This window comes from Congregibacter sp. (genome assembly GCF_045107095.1).
GTDB lineage: Bacteria > Pseudomonadota > Gammaproteobacteria > Pseudomonadales > Halieaceae > Congregibacter.
Genome location: NZ_JBGCFU010000034.1, coordinates 1 through 20,860, shown reverse-complemented (window position 1 = coordinate 20,860; position 20,860 = coordinate 1). Strand labels below are relative to the sequence as shown.

At 53.8% G+C, this 20,860-nt stretch carries 21 protein-coding genes and 1 pseudogene; 6 read left to right on the top strand and 16 right to left on the bottom strand.

Annotated elements, in window-relative coordinates; translation table 11 throughout:
- The first annotated feature begins 2 nt into the window (after positions 1-2).
- Positions 3-437: a SufE family protein gene (locus AB8B76_RS06140; protein WP_405271135.1), complete on the top strand. Its 435-nt coding sequence runs from the start codon at positions 3-5 to the stop codon at positions 435-437.
- A gap of 8 nt (positions 438-445) precedes the next feature.
- Here the strand turns inward: AB8B76_RS06140 and AB8B76_RS06135 are convergent, their stop codons facing one another.
- From AB8B76_RS06135 to AB8B76_RS06110, 6 genes are all read right to left on the bottom strand, one after another.
- Complete coding sequence (locus AB8B76_RS06135; RefSeq protein ID WP_405271134.1) at positions 446-1,675, bottom strand: cation:proton antiporter; 1,230 nt, start codon at positions 1,673-1,675, stop codon at positions 446-448.
- Positions 1,672-3,213 carry an FMN-binding glutamate synthase family protein gene (locus tag AB8B76_RS06130; protein WP_405271133.1) on the bottom strand — a complete coding sequence of 514 codons (1,542 nt, stop codon included), beginning with the start codon at positions 3,211-3,213 and terminating at the stop codon, positions 1,672-1,674. The genes AB8B76_RS06135 and AB8B76_RS06130 overlap by 4 nt, the downstream gene beginning before the upstream one ends.
- A 151-nt stretch (positions 3,214-3,364) precedes the next feature.
- Positions 3,365-4,225, bottom strand: a complete 861-nt coding sequence (locus tag AB8B76_RS06125; RefSeq protein WP_405271132.1) for an HDOD domain-containing protein — start codon at positions 4,223-4,225, stop codon at positions 3,365-3,367.
- Between the two features lie 321 nt (positions 4,226-4,546).
- The gene (locus tag AB8B76_RS06120; protein WP_405271131.1) at positions 4,547-5,002 is read right to left on the bottom strand and encodes an Hsp20 family protein; all 456 of its coding nucleotides are present in this window, start codon (positions 5,000-5,002) and stop codon (positions 4,547-4,549) included.
- 112 nt (positions 5,003-5,114) lie between these two features.
- Entirely contained in the window at positions 5,115-6,296 is a 1,182-nt protein-coding gene (gene purT / locus AB8B76_RS06115) for a formate-dependent phosphoribosylglycinamide formyltransferase (RefSeq protein WP_405271130.1), read from the bottom strand.
- A 32-nt stretch (positions 6,297-6,328) separates the two neighbouring features.
- Positions 6,329-7,180: a class I SAM-dependent methyltransferase gene (locus AB8B76_RS06110; protein ID WP_405271129.1), complete on the bottom strand. Its 852-nt coding sequence runs from the start codon at positions 7,178-7,180 to the stop codon at positions 6,329-6,331.
- A gap of 111 nt (positions 7,181-7,291) precedes the next feature.
- On the opposite strand from AB8B76_RS06110, the gene AB8B76_RS06105 reads away from it, so the two are divergent.
- Complete coding sequence (locus tag AB8B76_RS06105) at positions 7,292-9,055, top strand: DUF885 domain-containing protein (RefSeq protein ID WP_405271128.1); 1,764 nt, start codon at positions 7,292-7,294, stop codon at positions 9,053-9,055.
- A 22-nt stretch (positions 9,056-9,077) separates the two neighbouring features.
- Here the strand turns inward: AB8B76_RS06105 and AB8B76_RS06100 are convergent, their stop codons facing one another.
- The 9 genes from AB8B76_RS06100 to AB8B76_RS06060 all read right to left on the bottom strand — a co-directional run bounded on the left by AB8B76_RS06100 (position 9,078) and on the right by AB8B76_RS06060 (position 18,443).
- Positions 9,078-10,661 carry an ABC transporter ATP-binding protein gene (locus AB8B76_RS06100; protein WP_405271127.1) on the bottom strand — a complete coding sequence of 528 codons (1,584 nt, stop codon included), beginning with the start codon at positions 10,659-10,661 and terminating at the stop codon, positions 9,078-9,080.
- A gap of 5 nt (positions 10,662-10,666) precedes the next feature.
- Positions 10,667-11,554 (bottom strand): ABC transporter permease, encoded by an 888-nt coding sequence (locus tag AB8B76_RS06095; protein ID WP_405271126.1) that lies wholly within the window; start codon positions 11,552-11,554, stop codon positions 10,667-10,669.
- A complete protein-coding gene (locus AB8B76_RS06090; RefSeq protein ID WP_405271125.1) occupies positions 11,551-12,486 on the bottom strand; it encodes an ABC transporter permease in 936 nt (311 codons plus the stop codon). The genes AB8B76_RS06095 and AB8B76_RS06090 overlap by 4 nt, the downstream gene beginning before the upstream one ends.
- A gap of 3 nt (positions 12,487-12,489) precedes the next feature.
- Positions 12,490-14,148, bottom strand: coding sequence for a peptide ABC transporter substrate-binding protein (locus tag AB8B76_RS06085; RefSeq protein WP_405271124.1), 1,659 nt, complete (start codon positions 14,146-14,148; stop codon positions 12,490-12,492).
- Positions 14,148-15,779: a peptide ABC transporter substrate-binding protein gene (locus AB8B76_RS06080; protein WP_405271123.1), complete on the bottom strand. Its 1,632-nt coding sequence runs from the start codon at positions 15,777-15,779 to the stop codon at positions 14,148-14,150. Before AB8B76_RS06080 ends, AB8B76_RS06085 begins: the two co-directional genes overlap by 1 nt.
- 175 nt (positions 15,780-15,954) lie before the next feature.
- On the bottom strand, positions 15,955-16,605 hold the full coding sequence (locus AB8B76_RS06075; RefSeq protein ID WP_405271122.1) for a hypothetical protein: 651 nt from the start codon (positions 16,603-16,605) through the stop codon (positions 15,955-15,957).
- Positions 16,606-16,614: 9 nt separating this feature from the next.
- The gene (locus AB8B76_RS06070) at positions 16,615-17,118 is read right to left on the bottom strand and encodes a polymer-forming cytoskeletal protein (RefSeq protein WP_405271121.1); all 504 of its coding nucleotides are present in this window, start codon (positions 17,116-17,118) and stop codon (positions 16,615-16,617) included.
- 105 nt (positions 17,119-17,223) lie between these two features.
- Positions 17,224-17,781 (bottom strand): hypothetical protein, encoded by a 558-nt coding sequence (locus AB8B76_RS06065; protein ID WP_405271120.1) that lies wholly within the window; start codon positions 17,779-17,781, stop codon positions 17,224-17,226.
- An 11-nt stretch (positions 17,782-17,792) separates the two neighbouring features.
- Positions 17,793-18,443, bottom strand: coding sequence for a class D sortase (locus tag AB8B76_RS06060; RefSeq protein ID WP_405271119.1), 651 nt, complete (start codon positions 18,441-18,443; stop codon positions 17,793-17,795).
- Positions 18,444-18,641: 198 nt separating this feature from the next.
- On the opposite strand from AB8B76_RS06060, the gene AB8B76_RS06055 reads away from it, so the two are divergent.
- From AB8B76_RS06055 to AB8B76_RS06040, 4 genes are read left to right on the top strand one after another with little or no spacing between them, the layout of a single operon-like run.
- Positions 18,642-19,103 (top strand): EF-hand domain-containing protein, encoded by a 462-nt coding sequence (locus tag AB8B76_RS06055; protein ID WP_405271118.1) that lies wholly within the window; start codon positions 18,642-18,644, stop codon positions 19,101-19,103.
- Positions 19,104-19,126: 23 nt separating this feature from the next.
- A complete protein-coding gene (locus AB8B76_RS06050; protein ID WP_405271117.1) occupies positions 19,127-19,675 on the top strand; it encodes a sigma-70 family RNA polymerase sigma factor in 549 nt (182 codons plus the stop codon).
- A complete protein-coding gene (locus AB8B76_RS06045; protein WP_405271116.1) occupies positions 19,662-20,078 on the top strand; it encodes a hypothetical protein in 417 nt (138 codons plus the stop codon). The genes AB8B76_RS06050 and AB8B76_RS06045 overlap by 14 nt, the downstream gene beginning before the upstream one ends.
- Complete coding sequence (locus AB8B76_RS06040; RefSeq protein WP_405271115.1) at positions 20,071-20,529, top strand: periplasmic heavy metal sensor; 459 nt, start codon at positions 20,071-20,073, stop codon at positions 20,527-20,529. Before AB8B76_RS06045 ends, AB8B76_RS06040 begins: the two co-directional genes overlap by 8 nt.
- A gap of 53 nt (positions 20,530-20,582) precedes the next feature.
- Here AB8B76_RS06040 and AB8B76_RS06035 read toward each other — a convergent pair.
- Positions 20,583-20,860, bottom strand: a pseudogene (locus tag AB8B76_RS06035) (hypothetical protein); the annotation flags it as partial.

Here is a 20,860-nt window from a genome sequence, read left to right as displayed (position 1 = left end):
GTATGACTACTGCACAGAATCCTTTTGGAGTGTCGATCTCCGTCGACGACATCATCGAGAATCTCGGTTTCTTTGACAGCTGGGAGGACCGGTATCGCTACATTATCGATTTGGGCAGAGAGCTGCCGGAGATGCCAACAGAGCTTCGCAGCGACGATCGTCTGGTTCGCGGTTGCCAAAGTCAGGTGTGGATTGATGTCGCCGACAATGAAAACCGACTCCACCTAACCGTCGACAGCGATGCGTTCATTGTGAAGGGGCTGCTTGCCGTTGTGCTTGCCGCGTTTAACAACAAGACACCTTCTGAGGTTCTTGCCTTTGATATCGGTAACTACTTTGAAGAGTTAGGTCTGATGCGACATTTGTCTCCGACCCGCGGCAATGGGCTTCAGGCAATGGTGGCGCGAATTCGTGACGAGGCCACCAGGCGCCAGTAGCTCTGTGACTAGTCTTCGCGAGCGCGAAGCCGCCGCTCCGGAGCCCAACGCCTGATCAATGCAGCGGTGGTTGTTCCCTGGACCAGTAAGCTAAATAACACCACGCCAAACACCATGGACTGGATTGTGTACCAATAATCGAGTTCGGTCGGCAGGGACAGTGCCAATGCTAGCGCAATCACGCCCCTTTGCCCGCCCCACACCATGATGAATTGCCAAGGCCTTGGAATCCTTCGTCCCGTAAACCCGGTAATTACGCCACAGGCTGCGACAGCACAAAGCCGAGCGATGAGGGCTGCTCCAATGGCGATTAGCATTGCCAGCCAGTGTGATTCGAACATGCCCAAGGTAATCACAAGGCCCATAATCACGAAGAGAATGCTATTGAGAAGCTCGCCGGACCAGGCCCAGGTGTGCGCCAGTCCGCTAGCTACTGTGTTCTCGACCTCTTTGAGAAAGCTGCGCGCAATTAGAGCGGCGACCATAACTGCCATGATTCCCGAGACATGGAAAAAGTGTTCTGCGAGAAAGAAGCTGCCAAAGGCGGTGAACAATAGAACTATTGTGGTGCTGGATGGGCGCCCAAGTAACAGTAACAAGATGCTGGCGAGGAGTCCGGTAACAAGGCCCAGGCAAGCGCCACCAAGAAATACCGCAGTAAACAGGCTGAAGCCGTTACCGTGCATGACCTCCGGCGTTAGCGCCATCGTCAGCACTAATGAAAACAAGACAACTGCGGTCGCATCATTAAAAAGACTTTCGCCTTCGAAGAGCGTCGCTAGGTCTTCGGGTGCGCGAGCAGTTTTTAGTTGATCAATGACAGAGACTGGGTCCGTCGCAGCGAGAATAGCGCCGGTTAGCAGTGCGGCGACCCAGGGGAAACCGCTGGGATGATTAATGCCTAAGAAAGACAGCCCCGCCGCAACGATGCTGCTGATGAGCATGCCGAGGGTGGCGAGGAGTAGCACGGGCCACAACCAGCGGCGTAAAAGTTTTGCATCCAGGTGCCAGGCCGCTTCGAAGACGAGCACCGGAAGGATCACGTAGAAGACAATGTCCTGTAGGTTGCTGGCGCGTATTCCGGTGTCAAAGCCGATAAAACTTATGAGCTGTCCCGCCGCGAATCCCACCAGTACACAAGCTAGTGGAAGATCCAGCTTGGTAAGGCGTTGAACCAAGCCAGCGATCAGGGTAAACCCCACCAGCGCGAGGATTTGCTCGACGATAATAGCGATCATGAATTAGACGTGCTGATGACCTGCTCGTACTCACTGCGCACAGATTGAACCGGAAATCGGTCGAGCATGTTGTGAGAAGAGCCGCCCGCCTCGATGATCCTCATGTGTTGTCGTTCAAGTCCCCTGGGCTCCGGGGCCCCGCAAGAGTGGGCGATGACGCCGACCCCTCGGGCTACGGCTTTTGCATAGGCTGCCACGCGCTTGCGTTTTTCTTCAGGGACCAATCCCCGCTGTAGCTCTTTGTCGTGCGTTGTAATGCCCGTGGGGCAAGTGTTCTTGTTGCATTGCAGTGCCTGAATACAACCCAGTGCAAACATAAAGCCTCGGGCCGAGGTGCAAAAATCAGCGCCGCAGGCTAAGGCCCAGGCGACTTTTCCGGGATTAATCATCTTGCCCGATGCAATGACTTTGATGCGATCGCGTAAGCCGTACTGCTGTAGTAGATCGACGACGATAGGAAGAGACTCTGTGAGCGGCATACCCACATAGTCGATGAGCTCTTCGGGCGCAGCGCCGGTTCCACCATCGGCGCTGTCGATAGTAATGAAGTCTGGCGCGGAGCCGATGCCCCTTTGGTGAATTGTCGCAAAAAGATCTTCAAAGAAATTTAACTGTCCGACTACCATCTTGAAGCCCGTCGGTTTACCCGTCACGCTTCTTACGCGCTCGATCATGTTCAAGAGATCATCCACCGATCTCACGTCCACATGGCCATTGGGGCTGATGGAATCCGTGTGTCTCTCGATACCTCGGATCTTTGCGATCTCTTTTGTGACCTTGCCGCCCGGGAGAATTCCGCCCTTGCCAGGCTTGGCTCCCTGGCTCATCTTAATCTCGAACATCCTCACCTGTTCGTGGGCGGCAACTTCGCGAAGCTTATCGTCGTCTAGCTTGCCGCTGGCATCTCTAACGCCATACTTGGCAGTTCCGATCTGGAAGACAATGTCGCAACCGCCTTCCAGATGGTAAGGAGACAAACCTCCCTCACCGGTGTTCATCCAGATACCCGCCTCTCCAGCACCTTCCGCCAGCGCCGTAACCGCTGGACGGGAAATAGCGCCGTAGCTCATTCCAGATATGTTGAGAATCGAAGATGTGGTGTAGGGCTTTTGACAGTAGTCTGCGCCGACGGTGACTGGCCGTGGCTCCACCGTGTCCTCTTCAAGGGTGGGAAAAGCGCTATTCAGAAAAATGACATCACCTTCCTGCGTAAGAGGGCGGGTGGAGCCAAAGGCCACCATGGAGTCTACCTGCTTGGCGGCGCGATAGACCCAACTGCGCTCGGCTCGGTTGAAGGGGAGCTCTTCTCGATCGAGGGCAAAAAAGTATTGGCGAAAAAACTCGCCAAGGTGTTCGAAGAAATAGCGAAAACGACCGACGACGGGATAGTTTCGACGGATGGTTTGTTCCGTCTGCGTAATGTCGACTAGATACATGACGAGAACAGTGAGTGCGGCGATGACTACCAGGAAAGCAAGGAGCAGTGCGCCGCCTTCTATGATTCCCTGAGCTAGGCGATGCAGTTCGGACAATTCCATGTTGTATTCCCCGGCGAACGTTTTGTTATTGGACGGAGCACAGGTTCGGGCTACTTCGAACCCACGCGCTCACTATAGCCGATCAGGCCGGTGCGGAATAACGGGTCTTAATTACAAATTCATAGGCTATTAGCTTGGACTGTCACAAGTCTTACGCATGGCTTTTAAAGCTTGTAGGGGCTTTTCCCAGCTTTAAACGTGCAAACTCATGTTCGGCAGACTCGATCATCGTAGCCAGGATTCTGTCGAGTAGTTCTTGGGAAGGAGACAGCTTGTGTAGAAACACACTTCGTTTTTCGAAAAAGGCCCGACACAGTCTTTTAAAAGCCTGTTGGTCACTTGTGCCCCGACGCATTGCATACATTGATATTTCGTCGGCGAACTTAACAATCTCAACTATTTTTAGCTTGTCTTCCTTAATCGACACTGTGCGCAAGTCGGAGTGGTGATGCTCTATGGCACCAATCACATAGTCTGGGAGAGACCACGCATGTCCTGCGATAGAGCCGAGCTGTACGTGATCGTGCCCAAAGGCTTCAGCTTCTGCAATCAGAAGTTCTGCAGGGTCCTCGTAGCCAACCATGTCTACCTCTGACGGGGATTTTGAGAGACGCTCAAAGTCCACTAGTCGTCCTATGTCGTGCAGTAATCCAGCTAGATAGGCGTCGTTTCGGTCTACATTCAATGACCGAAAGGACTGGGCGAGCTGCGCACTGGCGATCGCTACCTGAATGAAATGCAGCCACATGCAAGTGTCGGAGTGAGACGTGGGTACAAAAACTTGCACAGAAGATCGATTTGTTACCAACGCCTTCAAAGACACCGTACCGATACGATTGAGAGCTTTTTCGAGTGAAGTGACAGCAACCGAGCTGTCGCTCTTGACGCGAAGCGTTCGCAAGACCTCGAGGGCGAGCCCGGGGTCTACCTTTGCCAAGCTTAAAAGCTCAGCGAACGCGTCATCATTGTCGATGTCCAGGCTCATCAGTGTCGTTACCACTACTGGAAGCACTGGTAGTTCCGTGGCTTTGCGCGACCATTTACTGATGTGTTCGGAGGTTATAACAGTGCCCTCGTAAGTCTGATCGCTCTCCCTGCGCAGTCACTGACTCTTTTCTTGGGTCAGATGACGCTGCTGTTATGAGCGCTTATCTGTAGAGGCTAGTGGCTTTACAACAAAATGCAATGTTGCAAAAACTGGTGTTTGCGGCCTAGTTAGTGTGTCTGAGGCCGCGGTTGTGGTTGGCACGTAGGAAAAAGCCGGGCTGCAAGGCCCGGCATTTAACTAGGGGCATGGAAGTGCTGATGCACTCCCTGGTACTAAGGCTAGAATTTAGGCGGCGTTCTGCTCCAGCAATTCGTTCTTACCCAATCCTTCGATAGCGATTTTCCGAGGTTTCATCGCCTCCGGAACTTCGCGCTCCAGGGCAACGTGCAGCAGTCCGTTCTCCAGTTTTGCGGAGACGACCTTCACGTGCTCGGCAAGCTGAAACTTGCGCTCGAAATCCCGGTTCGCAATGCCGCGGTGCAGGTAGTTCCGGCTTTCGCCGTCACCCTGATGGCGCCCGCTGATTACAAGGCTGTTTTGCTCGCTGGTAATCTCCAGTTCGTCTTCGGTAAAACCGGCGACGGCCATGGTGATTCGGTATTGGTTCTCTTCGACCTGCTCAATGTTGTAGGGCGGATAGCTCGGTTTGCTGTCGCGCGCTACGGTGTCCAGAAGGGACGCCATACGATCAAAGCCAATCGCTGAGTGGTAAAGAGGGGAAAAATCAATTGTGTTACGCATAATCATATTCTCCATAAGAAGCAATATTGTTTATCGGGCCTCCCAATTGAGCACCCGTGTTTTAGATATGCGGACGGTTAAGTATTTTTCAAGAGTACTACTCCAGTGAATTTCAGAGACTCACTTTTACTGCCGTGGCGGCTGTGCGCGCTTTAACCCGGGCATTGTCGCTATCGGTCCCGCGCGCAAGGGCTACACCCATGCGCCGACGTCCTGCAATTGCGGGTTTACCAAAGAGCCGCAAGTCCGTGTCAACCTGGCTAAGAGCGTTGGCGAGATTGCCGTACTGAATGTTTTCCGAGTCGCCCTCGGGCAAGATCACCGCCGATGCCGAGGGTCCGTGGAGTTGTATTCCGGGGACTGGTAAGCCTAAAAAGGCTCGAACATGTAGCGCAAACTCTGACAGGTCCTGCGAGATGAGTGTGACCATGCCAGTGTCGTGCGGCCTGGGGGAAACTTCGCTGAAGTAAACATCCTTTCCGCTAATGAAAAATTCAACACCAAATAGGCCGTTGCCACCCAGTGCTGAGGTTACCCGCGCAGCGATGTCCTCGCATTCTTTGAGTACGTCAGGGTTCATAGGGTGAGGTTGCCAGGACTCTCGATAGTCTCCATCTTCCTGACGGTGCCCGATGGGCGCACAAAAGCTGACGCCGGAACTGTGCTGCACGGTGAGTAGAGTGATTTCGTAATCAAAATCCACAAAGCCTTCCACAATGAGACGGCCCGCGCCTGCGCGACCGCCTTCCTGGCCAATTTCCCAGGATTTTTGAATGTCTTGGACGCCTCGAACCACGCTCTGCCCTTTACCAGAGGAGCTCATGATCGGTTTTATAACGCAGGGCATACCTATTTCATCAATAGCCTTTGCGAAGGCATCGGGTGTGTCGGCAAAGCGGTAGGGTGAGGTGCGTATATCCAAAGACTCTGCGACGAGTCGACGTATACCCTCGCGATTCATTGTGAGTTGAGCGGCCCGGGCAGAGGGAACCACGTTGAAACCCTCGTTTTCCAGCTCAACCAGCGTGCTCGTATCAATGGCCTCGATCTCCGGCACGATGAAGGCGGGTTTCTCCATCTCGATAACCGCTCGCAAACGTTCGCCGTCTAGCATCGGAAAAACGTAGCTGCGATCAGCAACCTGCATAGCCGGCGCATCGGCATAGCGATCACAGGCAATTACCTCGATACCCAAGCGCTGAAGCTCAATGGCGACTTCTTTGCCGAGCTCTCCTGCACCGCACAGAAGTGCTCGCGTGGCCGACGCAGTGAAGGGTGTTCCAATTGTTGGCATAGGATCTTTACCTTTTGGCTCGTTTTCTTTGTTCAGGAGTTTGTTGCTGTTACCAGCCACACGGCACCCGGTAGAGACAGCTGTTTGTTCTGATAGTAGGGCGCTAGCGTTGCGGCGGCCGCGGCATGCACGGCTTCGCGAGTCTCTTCGTCAACATCAATCAACAAACGCCCCACCGGTCCTGTATTGACTAATTCTCTTGCAGTGGCATCGAAGCCACCACTACCTTCCCAGTCCATGCTGATCGTGTGGGGCGTTACAACAACATCGCTCCAGCCCGCATCGCCCAGCAGAGATTCGATGTACTCGGACTCGGCAAATGCAAAGGGCCCGGGGGCCCGCGGCTTTGGCGCTGGAGGAGGGGGTAATACCGATAATGCAGCCTTTAGTGGCAGCGCCGTCCAAGGATTATTTGTCAGCGCCTGCCAGCAGGCAAAGGCCAATCGCCCCCCGGGCTGCATGGCCGTTCGCAGGTGCGCAAACGCAGCAGTGGCATCATCGAAGAACATAACGCCAAAGCGGGAAAATAATAGGTCGAACTGCTGTTCGCCAAAGTCATGGTTTGACGCATCTGCTTCAACAAAGCCGACGCCCTTTCCGGCGTCTCCCATGCTGGCGAGTTCGGCTCTGGCAACTTCAAGGAGTGGCGCAGAAACATCCACACCAAGTACGCAGGCTTCTGGCCCTAAGCGTTTGGCGAGCATAAGTGTCTCGCTTCCACCGCCACAACCAACATCCAGTACTGCCTTGGCTGTGTCCACTTGCGCGTGTTCTATCAAGGCTTCTGCTACGGGAGCCAGCATCCGCGACATCATTGCGTCGCGTTGGGCCCACTTCCTTCCAGCATCACCGTTCCAGTAGGCTATTTGTTCGTCATTGCTCATTAGGGTTTCTCCTGACAGATACCCAAGTGTAAACCGAACCCGGTGGCAATTGAGAAGCGCAAGGCGCTGTCGTATTGTGACGATCGAATCTATCAACGAGTAAGCATCCAGATGAAAGCAATCGTTGCGTTCTTTGTTTTCCTGCTAATAACCGCGTGCGCCGCTAGCACGCCCCAGATTTCTTCCTCAGGGGAGAGCGCCGACAGGCAACTTTCCGCTCTCTATGAGCGTGAGTGGCAGTGGCGGCAAAACGAGTTTGGAAAAGAGCGGGACAGCAACGGCAAGTGGGTCAAGAAGGCGAGCTTGCCGGATGTCAGTCATGCCGCTCAGCAGCGTCGTCTGGTTTATTGGGAGAAGACGCTAATCGAGCTAGATGCCATTGATCTTGATGCGCTTAGCGCCGAAGAAGCGATTAACGCCGAGGTTTTTCGTCAGATAGTAGAAACCCTTGCGAATGACGCGCGCTATCGCACTTACGAGGCGCCTCTTAACTCGGATAGTTTTTTCTGGAGTGGGTTACATCCTCAAAACAGTGGTTTTTCAGATGTAGATAGCTATCGACGGTACCTTGGCCGACTTCGGGATCTCCCAAGATTCTTTGCGCAGCACAGCGCCAATATGCGAGCCGGTATGGCACGCGGCTACACCGTGCCGGCAGTAAGTATGAAAGGTCGCGAACAATCCATAGAAGCCTATCTTTTGCCCGGTAGTGATAATCCGTTTTGGATTCCCCTGGAGATGTTCCCCGCCATGATAGATGAGAGTGAGGGTGAACGCCTGCAAGTCGAGGCACGAGAGCTTATCGCCACACAGGTCGTGCCGGCCTATACCGCGTTGCTGAAGTTCATGCGAGAAGATTACCTTCCCAATGCGCGAGAAAGCCTTGCGGCACGGGATCTTCCCGATGGCGAGGCCTTTTACCAGTCACAGATTCATGGATTCACCACCTTGGATCTAACGGCTGAAGAAATTCATAACACGGGACTTCGTGAAGTCGAGCGGCTCCGCGCCGAGATGGAGCTGATACTTGCAGAGCTGGATTACGACGGCGATATGGCTGAGTTCTTTGAATTTCTTCGTACAGACCCGCAGTTCTATGCCAAGACACCCGATGAGCTCATGGGCTATTCGGCTTATGTTGCGAAGCGGATGGATGGAAAGCTCTCGGACGTGTTGGGGTTTTTACCTCGCAGACGTTTTGCTATTAACCCTGTACCTCCCGCTATCGCGCCTATATATACCGGTGGCCGCGGCGGCCTGAATGCCTGTCTTATGAACACCTACAACCTGGCTGCGCGACCTCTCTACACGCTCCCCGCTTTGACACTCCATGAATGTGCTCCGGGGCATGCATTGCAGGCGGCCATTGCGCTTGAAGCACCGGGAGAAATCCCAGAGTTTCGGGCACAGAATTACTTTTCGGGTTACGGGGAGGGTTGGGGGCTCTATACCGAATGGTTGGGGGGCGAGATTGGTATCTATCGTACGCCTTACGAGCGCTTTGGGCAGCTTACCTATGAAATGTGGCGCGCCTGCCGTTTGGTGATCGACACGGGTTTACATCAATACGGTTGGAGTCGAGATCAGGCGATCGCCTACCTGCGGGACAATGCCGCTATGTCAGAACACGAAATCACCACCGAGATTGACCGTTACATTTCCTGGCCCGGTCAGGCGCTCGCGTACAAGCTGGGAGAAATGCTGATCAGGGAAAAACGCCTCAAGGCTGAGGCTGCCCTAGGCTCAGAATTCGATCAGCGTTATTTTCACGATACGATCCTGGGATTGCGTTCGGTGCCCCTCTCGGTGTTGGCCACGGAGCTGGATGCGTGGATAGATGCGGGAGGGCCGAATCCTTATCCCGGGGTTCGGTAGTACGCAGTGGCGATTTCGAATATTAGAGGAGGGCTCTTCCGGGGATCGCCTTTAGAAGTTGCTGTGTGTAGGCCTCTTGCGGGGCATTGAAGAGTGATTCCCCCGTGCCTTCCTCGACAATCTTTCCTTGATAGAGAACGATGATGCGATCAGCCAAGTGTTTCACTACGGCCAGATCGTGGGATACAAATAGCATCGTAAGACCGTATTCCTTGCCCAGCGCCAACATCAGATCCAGTATCTGTGCCTGAATAGTGACGTCCAGCGCCGATACGGGTTCGTCGGCAACAATGAACTCCGGCCGCGTTGCCAACGCGCGGCCAATTGCAATGCGCTGGCGCTGCCCGCCGGAAAACTCGTGGGGATACTTGCGCACAAAGGCCCGGGCGAGGCCTACGTCATCCATGAGTTTAAGCACGCCGTCAGCAACGCTGCGCCGATCTTCGATACCGTGGAGCAAGAGAGGCTCCGCGAGGGTGTCAAAAACTGTCATACGGGGATTGAGCGATGCAAAAGGATCCTGGAAGATCATTTGCATCCGCCGGCGCATGCTTTTGAGTGCGGGCCCTTGAAGTCCGGTGACGTCAGTTCCGTCAAAATTGACTTCCCCACCGCTCACGGGTACCAAACGGAGCAAGGAACGACCAATGGTTGATTTTCCTGAACCGGATTCACCCACCAGTCCTAAAATTTCGCCCTTATGAATATCAAAGCTGACATCATCTACGGCTTTAACCGTGTCGCCCTTGGCTACTTCAAACCAGGTCTTTAAATTGCGAACACTAATGAGAGGCTCAGAATCCTGCGACTGCGCTACCTTTGTACCCGCAGGAATTGCAGAGAGCAGCTTCTGCGTATAGGGGTGCTCAGCGTTACTGAAAATTGCCTCGCGATTGCCGGCCTCAACAATTTTTCCTTGCTGCATCACGCAAATTTCGTCAGCGATGTCAGCCACCACCGCTAAATCGTGACTGATAAAAATGACGCCAATGTCTCTCTTGCGTTGAAGATCGGCAATGAGCTCAAGAATCTGCGCCTGAATGGTGACATCCAGGGCGGTCGTCGGTTCATCAGCAATCAGTAGCTTGGGTTCGTTAATCAGCGCCATGGCAATCATGACCCGCTGACGCATGCCTCCGGAAAATTCATGGGGAAAGCAATCCACCGTGCTTTCCGGATTCCGTATACCCACTTCCCCTAAGAGTTCGATGGCTCGTGCGCGAGCTTCTGCCTTGCTAATACCTTTGTGATAAACGATGGGCTCAGCCATCTGCTTACCGATGGTCATATAGGGATTCAGGCAGGTCATGGGGTCCTGGAAGATCATTGCGATATCACGGCCACGGGTTTTGCGCAGTTGCCGCTCGGAGCACTGGAGCAAATCCTTACCGTCGAACAGCGCCTGTCCACCATCAATGCGTCCCGGTGGCATTGGAATGAGGCCGAGCATGCTGTAACAGGCTACTGACTTACCGGACCCGGATTCGCCGATGATGGCGGTGATCTTTCCTGACTCCACTGCGAAGGAGATATCGTCAACTGCTTTGTTAACGCCATTGCGGGTTACAAAACTCACCGCTAAGTTTTTTACTTCAAGTAAGGCCATAGCGATTAGTCCTTTGATCCGCGAACGTCCAGCGCATCGCGCAAGCCGTCACCCAGGAAGTTCAGCGAAAAGAGTGTGACCGTCAGAGCGAGTCCAGGAAAAATCAGTAGCCAGGGGTACTCTTCCATAGTCTCGGCGCCATAGGATATGAGTAGTCCCCAGGATGTCTGGGGAGGCTGCACGCCTAAGCCAAGGAAGCTCAGGAAGGCCTCAAGTAGCATTACGCTGGGAATCGTCAGCGTTGTATAGACGATGATGGGACCCAGAGCGTTGGGGATCAGGTGCCGACGGATGATGGTGCCCGGAGATAAGCCCAGAGATATGGCGGCCTCCACAAACTCTTGCTGCCTGAGCGACTGTACCTGGCCTCTCATGATTCTCGCCATAGTTAGCCACTCCACCGCCCCGATCGCTAAAAACAGCAGTAGCAGGTTGCGCCCGAAGACGACCATCAGAAGAATAATGAAAATCATGAAGGGCAGTGCATAGAGAATATCCACGAGGCGCATCATCACAGCATCGACTCGGCCACCGGCATAACCCGCAATGGCTCCCCAGGTGATGCCTATAAGCAAGGCGACAGCGGTGGCTATGAAGCCGACAGCTAGCGATATACGTCCCCCGTAAAGAATCTGGGTAAGCATGTCGCGGCCGAAAATGTCTGTGCCCAGCCAGTGTGCGGTCGAGGGTGGTGTCGCGCCTAAGTCAAGATCCTGAGCATCGTAGGCATAGGGCGCGATAAGCGGAGTCAGCAATGCGAGCACTATGCACACCAGGAGTACGCAAAGACCAATAATGGCGAGACGGTTTTTACGCAGGCGTAACCAGGCGTCTTTCCATAGCGAAGTGCCTTCCTCAGCAGCGGCGATATCCGTTAGTACACTAGTATTCATGATGCGCCCCCAAGTTGATGACGAAGTCTTGGGTTCATCCAGGCAGCGACGATGTCCGACAGCAAGTTGAAGAGCACGATAAGCGTTGAGAGGAATACAGTGGTTCCAAGAATCATTGTGTAGTCACGGTTAAACGCGGCCTGTACGTAGAACCTGCCAAGGCCGGGTATCTGGAAAATGGTTTCGACTACAAAGGAGCCTGCAAGGAGTCCTGCAAAAGCCGGCCCCAGGAAAGTGACCACCGGCATGAGCCCGCCGCGCAGTGCGTGTTTGGTGACGACCTGCCATTCAGGCAAGCCTTTGGCACGGGCGGTACGGATATAGTCCTGAGAGAGCACCTCCAGCATGCCCGCACGAGAGAGGCGGGCGATGTAAGCGGCATAGCCTGCGCCCAGGGTGATACTGGGGAGAATCTTATCTCCGGGTATATCGCCCCAGCCCGAGACCGGTAACCACTCCAGTTCTATGCCAAACAACAGTACTAACAAGGGGCCCAAAAGAAAGGACGGCATACATATCCCGATCATCGCTAAACTCATAGGAATGTAGTCTTGGGACGTATTGGGCCGTAGCGATGCGATGGCGCCAGCAAGTCCTCCAATTAACACCGCGACCAGAAGTGCATAGAAGCCGAGCTCCGCCGTGACGGGTAATCCTGCGCCAATGAGTTCATTGACGCTTCGCCCCGGATACTTAAAAGAGGGTCCAAACTCTCCTGAGGCTAGGTCTCCAAGGTACGCGGTGTACTGCTGAAACAGTGGCAGGTCCAGTCGGTACTGTTTTTCTAACGCGGCTTTTACTTCTGGAATAACTGCTTTTTCACTATCAAAAGGCCCGCCTGGCGCAACTCTCACCAGAAAAAACGTCACGGTGATGACGGCCAGCAAGACCGGAATGGCCTGCAGTAATCGAACGCTGATGAATCGCCACATAAATTAAGTTTCCGGAGATTGCCATGTCCACGCGGTAGCGTCGGGATCGAGCTCCACGTATTTGTAAATGTAACCACTTACTACACGACCATGCATGCCCTTGACGCTGGGTTGTAACAGGCGCTTTTCGGTGTAGGTTGCGACGGGGAGCAGTGGTGCTTCCCTGAGAAGTATTTCTTCGGCTTCTCTGTAAATAGACATGATTTCTGACAGGTCGCCGGTGCTTCTGGCTTGATTGATCACAAGGTCATCGTAAACGCTGTTCGCGAAGCCTGTGTTGTTGATGGGCGAATCACTAATCATGTAATCCAGGAAGCTGTTAGGTGTCACATCACCGTTCCAGCCTCTTCGCGCAATCTCAAAGTTACCCTCGCGAACTGCGGTTAGGTATACCTGCCATTCCTGGTTTTCCAGGGTGATGTCGATGTTCAGGTGCTTCTTCCACATCTGTTGCACTGCTACAGCAATGGTTCGATGATCCTCGCTGGTGTTGTAGAGCAGCGAAACTTCTGGGAAACCCTCGCCATTCGGAAAGCCCGCCTCGCTCAGTAAGCGTCGCGCTTCATCGGGATCAAAGCTGAGAGGATTGGGAGGGGAATAGTCGGGCATGCCAAAGGGAACATAACCACCCCAGGCGATGGCGGTGTCGTTCAAAACATTTGTCGCGAGCGTTTGCCGATCAACTGCCAGCGCCAATGCGCGACGTACTCGACGATCATCCATTGGAGGCACTTTCATATTGAATACATAAAAGTAGCTCGCCATTTGCGGCATTTGAACCAGCGGTGAGTTCGGCTGATTGCGATAGCCCGGCGTCTTGCTGTTGGGGACCATATTGGTGGCATGAAGCTGACCACTACGGAACATTTTTTCTTCAGTTGCCGCACCTTCAATAGGACGGAAGACGATGCCGTTCAGTCCAACGGCCGCGGCGTCCCAATAGTAAGGGTTGCGTTCTACGCGAAGGTATCGCTGTAGCTTCCAGTCAGAGAGTCTAAAAGGTCCGTTGCTGACGATGTTCTCCGGCCGAGTCCAATCTGAGTAGCGGACCCGTGTCCCTCCGTGTTTTTCGAGAGTAGCTCGATGTAAAGGCACCATGTACACGTAGGTGAAGTTGATGATGGCAAAGGGGTTGGGGTAGGCGAGTTCTACTCGTAATGTGTGTTCATCGATGACCGCTACACCGACCTCATTGAAGTCATCAATCTCTCCAAGGTGGTAGGCCTCCGCATTGCGGATAACGAAGAAGACATTAGCCAGCTGGTTGCCAAGAAGTGGGTTTAGGGCTCGCTCCCAAGACCAGTAAAAGTCCTCTGCGGTTATTGGCTCGCCATTTGACCATCGTGCTTCCGGGTTGAGATGGAAGTCGATAAACAGCCCGTCGTCGCTGAATTCCCAGCTTTGGGCGACTCCGGGAGAAATCGATTCATCGTAGGGATTACGAATGACCAGCGGTTCAAACAAAGCGTCTGCCACGTTCGCTTCAGGCGACCCCGAGAGCACATGGGGGTCAATGGTTTGAGGCTCTGTACCATTCCCCAGATACAGAATACCGTCCCGGTTGCCCTCCACGACGCGGGACTCTCCGGGAGAGCATCCCGTAAGAACAGCGAAAACTATCGCTATCAGCAGCGCGCCGGAGAACGGTGCGCAAGGCAGCATTATTTGCAGGGCTCCGATGAGCTGTTGCGGTTAGGATCAAGCCAGACGTAACGTAAATTCAGCGAGTCCATCAGGTTTGGTGTGAGGCCACAGACGCTGGGGTGTACCAAGTGCTTACTGGTGTAAGTGTAGATGGGGATAATGGGCATCTCTTCCATGAGCATTTTTTCTGCCTCGTAAAACACGGCGAAGCGCTCTTCACGGTTCTTCGCCTGCGGTGCCTTGAGTCGAATGAAGTCGTCATAGCTGGGATCCGCATATCCGGTGTTGTTGTTTCCGCCTTCTGTCAGATAGAGGTCCAGAAAGTTCTGCGGATCAACGAAGTCTCCGATCCAGCCCCGACGGGCGAGATCAAAGTCCATGTTTGTCACTGAATCCAGGTAGACCTTCCACTCCTGATTAGAGATCGTGACATCAATATTGAGAGCGTCTTTCCACATCTGCTGGAGCGCTACGGCGATCTTTCTGTGTGCTTCCTGAGTGTTGTAAACGATTTCTATGCCCGGCCAGCCTTCACCGTTGGGATAACCGGCTTCAGCCAAAAGTGCTCGGGCCGCGTTCAAATCGTAGTCAAAGGTTTTTGGTGGTTTGTACCCCAGCGCACCTGGCGGGGTAATGCTGTAGGCGGGTACCGCGGAGTTTTGCAGTACCGAGCGAATCAAGGTGGCCCGATCGACGCTCATTGCCAAAGCTCGACGCACGCGGGCATCATTCATGGGAGGCCGTTTGGTGTTAATGAGATAGAAGTAAGTCCCCAAATACGGGTCCTGACGATAGGGCGAGTCCGCCTGGGCCTGGTAAACGGGGATTTTATCCAGTGGCAGGGTTGCGGTGACGTGGAGCTGTCCTGAGCGAAATCCTCGTTCTTCTGATACGGCATTTTCTGTTGGGTAAAATATGACCTTGTTGAGGCTTACTCGATCGCGGTTCCAATAGGTATCGCTTTTGCGAACGGTGATACGACGGTTAAGCTTCCACTCTTCGAGCTGGAAAGGACCGTTGCTCACCATGTTTCCCTCACGGGTCCACTTCGTGAAACGGTCAGTAAATTTGCCGTACTTTTCGATTGTGGGTCGATGCACCGCGAAGGAACTGTAATGATCCATCAACTGGAGGAAGTACGGAGTCGGCTCGGTCAGTGTCACTACCAGAGTCTGCGGGTCTGGGGCTTTGACTCCTACTTCAGAAAAATCTGAAATCTCCCTGCTAAAAAATGCTTCAGCGTTCTTTACGGGAAAGAGCATGTAGGCATAGAGGTTGCCCATTTCCGGGTGCAGTGCCCGCATCCAGCTCCATACATAATCGTCGGCAGTGATTGGGTCGCCGTTTGACCAACGAGCTTCGGGGTTTATATGGAAGGTGATTTGGCGTCGGTCTTCGCTGAATTCCCAGCTTTCAGCGACACCCGGTTCAGGCTCTAAGGTCTCAGGGTTCTTCACAGCGAGTCCTTCAAACAATGAGCGAATCAAGATGTTTTCGGGTACGCCGGTGACCACGTGGGGGTCTAATCCCTGAGGCTCACTGCCATTACCGTAGTGAAGAACCCCCTCACGATTGCCTTTCTCGACATTCGACTCTCCACCGCCGCAGCCAGTGGCTAAGATCACTAGTAGTAGGGGTAGCGTAAGCATCTTGCGGCTTGCCTGAAAGCAAAAGGCCAACGCAGCGCGAAAGACGTGGATAACAGGGAGCGCGCCAGAAAAAAAACGAATCAAGAGGTACTACCGGTAACTGTCTGTTAATGGCCGAGTATACGCAAAGCTCAGAGAACTGACTAACACTTAGCCGTGACAGACCGGATACTAGCTACTGAGGTTTGACGGTTTCGCTTACCAGCAGGTATTCGAGACGACCATCGCCATGGAGTACACCTTGATCAATGCGCAGTTCACTGCCCAGAGCATCATTCACTATTTTCCGATTGTGTGGGTAGAGCTTGGCGGCGGTTTGTTGATGCACGGCGATAAGGTTGTCTCCAGCCATACCCATGTGCCTGAGAAGCTGCTCTGTACCGCGTTTGTGCAGCATGAAACCGTGGCCACGGCAGTCTGCAGTGAGGTAGCGACGGAGAAATCCGGAAAATGCCGTAAGCGAATGCTCATGAAGATGATTAAGCGTATCCCAGAAAAACACCAGGTCGTAGCGGTAGGCACCCATGGACGACAGTATGCCACTGAGCTCTAGCTGCATTTGCTGATTAGATGGCGGGTCTTCCATTCGGGCTTCGAGACCGGCAGACCATTCAAGGAGACTATCGGCCGCGTCTAATACACACAGGCGGCAGGAAAACTGGTTAAAGAATTCCAGGCTGCCGCTATTTGCGCGACCGAAGTCCAGGATATTCAATGTTCCGAGAGCGGCCAGACGTTTTTCGTCGAGCATCACCGGCAGCAATCGACTGGTGATTGTCGCCGGTGGATCGTTGCGATCGGACCTCTTGCCGGATAGACCGGCCACTGGGTTTGCTTACCCTGCTTTTTCGATAGTGTGAACTTCGGATGCAGCGCTGGGTGTGGGTTTCGCCGCTGCGGCTGGCTTGCTGCCTCCCATATCGATGCTGCCTTTGAAGCGTCCGCCGTCTTCGAGCATCACTCGGGGAGAGCTGACATTGCCCTGCACATTCCCTGACGCACAAATTACGACACGTTCGCTGCCGTCTATGTCGCCTTTGACCTCGCCCTCGATGCGTACGGTCTTCGCGCTGATGTTGGCTTGAACACGACCGGAAGTGCCGACGACTAATTCGTTATCTGACAGGGTGATGGTGCCCGTCACTTCGCCCTCGACTAGCAGGTCTTCGCTGCTCATGATGTCGCCGTTGACTTTAACCTTGGATCCGATCACTGCAGTTACTCCCTGTGGGCGTTTAGCCGGTGTAGTTGGTTTGGTCACGGCGGGTTGCTCCGACGTGGTGGTGGCAGCGGGACTTTGGTCCGGCGACTGCGGTTTATTACTTTTGCGCTCAAACATTACTCTGCTCTTTTTTAAAACGGGTGACCGCCTTGCGTTACCCGAGGGGGTGCTTTGGGAGCAAGACGGCCATCAGCTGGCGTTAAGCCAGCGCTTTATCCTAATTCAAGCCTTTGCGAGCCGCAAACGACGCCGTGCAGTCATCGCAAAGCCCAGACCCAGAAATGCAATACCTGCGCCCAGTGCCGCGTAAAGTGGCGAGGCGGTCTTCGGCATGGCGACCACGGTAGCCTCTTCAATACTGATCAGCTCTTCATCACCATCAAAAGCGCCATCGTCAACGGCGAGAGCGAAGCGGTCTTCAGGAATGTAAACATTCAATTCCTGTCCGGGCAGAAGCTCGCCCGCGCGATAGGTTCGACCTTCTATGTTCGCACGCCAGCTGTTGTCCACGGTGATGCTGCGCTGTGCACCCTGAGATCCGTCGGTATGCTGGGGTCGAAAAGTCAGTCGGTTACCTCGTACTCGAGTCAACTCAATGGTGACCTTGGCATAAAGCTCATCGTTCCGGGCGTAAACGCCCTGACAGGACAAAGCAATATCTGGATTAGCTGATAGAACTTGCGCGGACCACACCAGGTCATCGCACGTTGGCGCATCCTGTGCCAAAGCCTGTCCACTCATTGCGAGAGCGATTGCAGCACCTATGATGTGTTTTTTCATATTTTGCTCCTTCAGGAAGATTGACCAGTGGTCAGTGGTTTTTGCACCGGTGTGGCGCGTACGAGAAAACGTTGGGGGGCACTACCCGCATAGTAAAAGGGGTAACAAGTAACGATGGTTAAACGGGAGTCCTGCGAGTCTTGTAGATACTCAAGCTCGTCAGGCTCAATGATGCGCAAGTCCTCGACGATAAAGTGTCGCTCCCCATTGAGAGTATCCAAGACCAGATTGTCGCCAACGGCGACGTCCTTGAGTATGCGGAAGTAACCATCACGATGGCCGGCAATACCGATATGTCCCGGCTCGTGAGGGTAGGCCATACCATCTATTACTCCTGCGCCTCGATCCATATTCAGATCACTAGCGCTGTTGTAAACAGGCACACTCAGGCCGAGGCTTGGCGCCCGTAACACCGCTAAAACAGGCGAGTCTTCTGCTTCGATGGCTCGGAGATAAGCATCTTTACGAATGTCCGACCACAGCTGCATATCGGGAAAGGCATTGATGGACTGCGCGGCGCGCACTTCACTGCGCAGAAACACGACGGCCACAAAGGCGATTAGCAGCGACCCTAGTAAATAACAGGCCACTTCCGGAAAGGCTTTGGCAGCGTCTCTCCGAGATAGATTCAAGGGGCTATTTTTACGATCAACAGCAAGCACTTTTAGTCATCCAAAAATTTGTGGAGTGTAGACTCTGATCAACGAGCTACGCGCATAGGTTGCTCTCATCAATCTAAACTAGACCTGAGTGGCGTTAATCTCAAGTCATAATTTGATTCGGCAGCTTTCGACGGATTCTCTCTTTAACGACGTATGAGTAGGTGACATTCAATAGTCTTAATGATTTGGAGTAGCACGATGAAGAAAACATTGCTTGTACTGTCGGGAACCGCTGTGCTGTGTGTATCAGCCGCCATCATGGCCCAGCCAAAAGGCGGGATGTTTAACTTGGACACCGATGGCGATGGACGTATCAGCCGTGAAGAGTTTCAGCCGCGAGGTGATCGAGGAGGCCCCAAGATGTTTAAGCGAGCGGATACCGATGGTGATGGAGATATCACGAGAGATGAGATGCTGGCAGCCGTAGCAGCGTCCGAAGAGCGTCAACAGGAGATGCAGTTGAAGATTCCAGAGGCGTTTGACGCCATGGACACAGACGGGAACGGTGTCGTGAGTAGTGCGGAAGCACAGGACCATGCCTTTGGGCGCCTGGACGTCGACGGAGATGGTTTTGTCAGCGAGGCGGAGTTAAAAACCATGCGTGACAAGCGCGGTGAGCGCCGGAAGCGAACTAGTGGAGAAGATCCCAGTCCTTCCTGAGCGCTGTAGAAGTTTAGGCGTTCATGAATCGAGAAAATGAGGCATTGCTGGTAGGGCGCGTCGCCAAGGGTGACCGGGCGGCGTTCGCCCTGTTGTTGCAGGCACACCAGCAACCTCTGATTCGCTATGCCAGGCGCATGCTTTCGGATAGTAGCGGTGCCGACGATATCGTTCAGGAAACCTTTATCCGACTGTGGACTCGTGCTGGGAGCTTCAATAGCAGCAGCGCGCGTCTCACCACCTGGCTCCATAATATTGCCCATAATTTGTGTATCGATAGTTTTCGCCGCAACGCGCGGCTATCGTTTACCGGCGAGGAGGTGGTGACTGAAGTCAGCGATGTGGGGCCCGAAAGCGGACTGGAGGCCACCGAAAAATCTGATCTGGTTCGCAGCGCACTACAAAAGCTTCCCGAGCGGCAGCGGAGCGCGCTGTTGATGTGTCACTACCAGGGTTTGTCCAATCGAGAAGCGGCAAACATTCTGGACGTATCGGTAGACGCCCTTGAGTCACTGTTGGCTCGGGCACGTCGCCGATTAAAAGAGGAGTTGCTAAGCAATGATGAGTCCTGAGCGATTTCAGGAGCTGCTGGATACCTATGGTGGTCGTGAAGAGCACTGGCCAGACGAGCAGCGCAAAGCTATGCACAGCTGTGTCGAGGGCCATCCTGAGCTCGGCCTGCAGTTGCGGGAGGCGCAGGAGCTGGATCGAATGTTAGATAGCTACGTGCCCGCTACTACTGATCTACAGCAGCGAGTTATCGCGGCATTACCCATCCCTTTCGCGGATCGAATTTTGGCCTGGTTGGTGCCCCAGGCCCCTCAGCTTTGGTGGCGTCCGGTTATGGCGGCTTCCCTGCCTCTTGCAATGGGTCTTGCTATTGGTATGGGCTCTCCAGGTATTGCGCTCACCGATTGGGAGTCACAAGAACGAAGCTTACTTATGCCTGCGACAGCCGAGGTTTGGTATGAATAGAAACAATTACATTGTCATTGCGCTGTTAGTGTCTTTAGCAGCAAATCTGCTGATCGTGGGTTTCATGGTCGGCAAGAATCGCAATGCTAATAGGGCGCCACCCCCCATGGCGTGGATGGCCGAGCAGCTTTCACCGGAGACGCAACGTAGAGTTCGCGGACAGATGCGTTCACAGCTCTCTGAGGTGCGTCCATTACGGGAGGATATGCGCAAGGCTCAGGCGGCAGTTCGTAAAGCGGTCTCAGCGGAAGACTTTGACTCCCAGGCTTTGGAGCGTGCTTTGCAGCAATCTCGGGCAGTGAGTGGTCGTTATCAGGCGCTGATACATGAAAATCTGGCTGCAGTTGCGGCGGAGTTGCCTAAAGAGCAGCGCATTGCCTTGGTCAGGGCCGTTTTGCAGCGCGGGCAGAATGCAAAAAAGCCGCCACGCAAACCAGACAGTGTCCGGTGATTGTGACGGCCAAGCTTTTGGTGGAACCTGGTGCTTCTCGTTAGAGCTCGGTTTTAGAGCTCAATGTCTACTGAGTAAGATACAACGACCTTGTACTCATCATTGTCGTAACCGCCGTCAGCGGCTGGACCTGACACGTTAGTGTCTGTGAACATAAATCCAAATCCGCCTTTAGAAAGGCTGATGTTGTAGTCGTAGTAACCACCATCCGATCCGTTAAAGGCTTCCGCGAAATCTCCATCGTGGTAGCCCACGTGCAAGCCGATCCCAATGCCATCGCCGATTTCGAAACCGTAGTCCGCAGACAGGTAGTAGGTGCCACCAGCGCCAA

Excerpts from the sequence above, each read along its gene's own strand:
- AB8B76_RS06045 (WP_405271116.1), top strand. The coding sequence starts at position 19,662 with ATGATGAGTCCTGAGCGATTTCAGGAGCTGCTGGATACCTATGGTGGT.
- AB8B76_RS06110 (WP_405271129.1), bottom strand. The coding sequence starts at position 7,180 with ATGAGCAATGACGAACAAATAGCCTACTGGAACGGTGATGCTGGAAGG.
- AB8B76_RS06105 (WP_405271128.1), top strand. The coding sequence starts at position 7,292 with ATGAAAGCAATCGTTGCGTTCTTTGTTTTCCTGCTAATAACCGCGTGC.
- AB8B76_RS06140 (WP_405271135.1), top strand. The coding sequence starts at position 3 with ATGACTACTGCACAGAATCCTTTTGGAGTGTCGATCTCCGTCGACGAC.
- AB8B76_RS06070 (WP_405271121.1), bottom strand. The coding sequence starts at position 17,118 with ATGTTTGAGCGCAAAAGTAATAAACCGCAGTCGCCGGACCAAAGTCCC.
- AB8B76_RS06065 (WP_405271120.1), bottom strand. The coding sequence starts at position 17,781 with ATGAAAAAACACATCATAGGTGCTGCAATCGCTCTCGCAATGAGTGGA.
- AB8B76_RS06090 (WP_405271125.1), bottom strand. The coding sequence starts at position 12,486 with ATGTGGCGATTCATCAGCGTTCGATTACTGCAGGCCATTCCGGTCTTG.
- AB8B76_RS06055 (WP_405271118.1), top strand. The coding sequence starts at position 18,642 with ATGAAGAAAACATTGCTTGTACTGTCGGGAACCGCTGTGCTGTGTGTA.
- AB8B76_RS06100 (WP_405271127.1), bottom strand. The coding sequence starts at position 10,661 with ATGGCCTTACTTGAAGTAAAAAACTTAGCGGTGAGTTTTGTAACCCGC.
- AB8B76_RS06085 (WP_405271124.1), bottom strand. The coding sequence starts at position 14,148 with ATGCTGCCTTGCGCACCGTTCTCCGGCGCGCTGCTGATAGCGATAGTT.
- AB8B76_RS06120 (WP_405271131.1), bottom strand. The coding sequence starts at position 5,002 with ATGCGTAACACAATTGATTTTTCCCCTCTTTACCACTCAGCGATTGGC.
- purT (WP_405271130.1), bottom strand. The coding sequence starts at position 6,296 with ATGCCAACAATTGGAACACCCTTCACTGCGTCGGCCACGCGAGCACTT.
- AB8B76_RS06135 (WP_405271134.1), bottom strand. The coding sequence starts at position 1,675 with ATGATCGCTATTATCGTCGAGCAAATCCTCGCGCTGGTGGGGTTTACC.
- AB8B76_RS06040 (WP_405271115.1), top strand. The coding sequence starts at position 20,071 with ATGAATAGAAACAATTACATTGTCATTGCGCTGTTAGTGTCTTTAGCA.
- AB8B76_RS06130 (WP_405271133.1), bottom strand. The coding sequence starts at position 3,213 with ATGGAATTGTCCGAACTGCATCGCCTAGCTCAGGGAATCATAGAAGGC.
- AB8B76_RS06050 (WP_405271117.1), top strand. The coding sequence starts at position 19,127 with ATGAATCGAGAAAATGAGGCATTGCTGGTAGGGCGCGTCGCCAAGGGT.
- AB8B76_RS06095 (WP_405271126.1), bottom strand. The coding sequence starts at position 11,554 with ATGAATACTAGTGTACTAACGGATATCGCCGCTGCTGAGGAAGGCACT.
- AB8B76_RS06080 (WP_405271123.1), bottom strand. The coding sequence starts at position 15,779 with ATGCTTACGCTACCCCTACTACTAGTGATCTTAGCCACTGGCTGCGGC.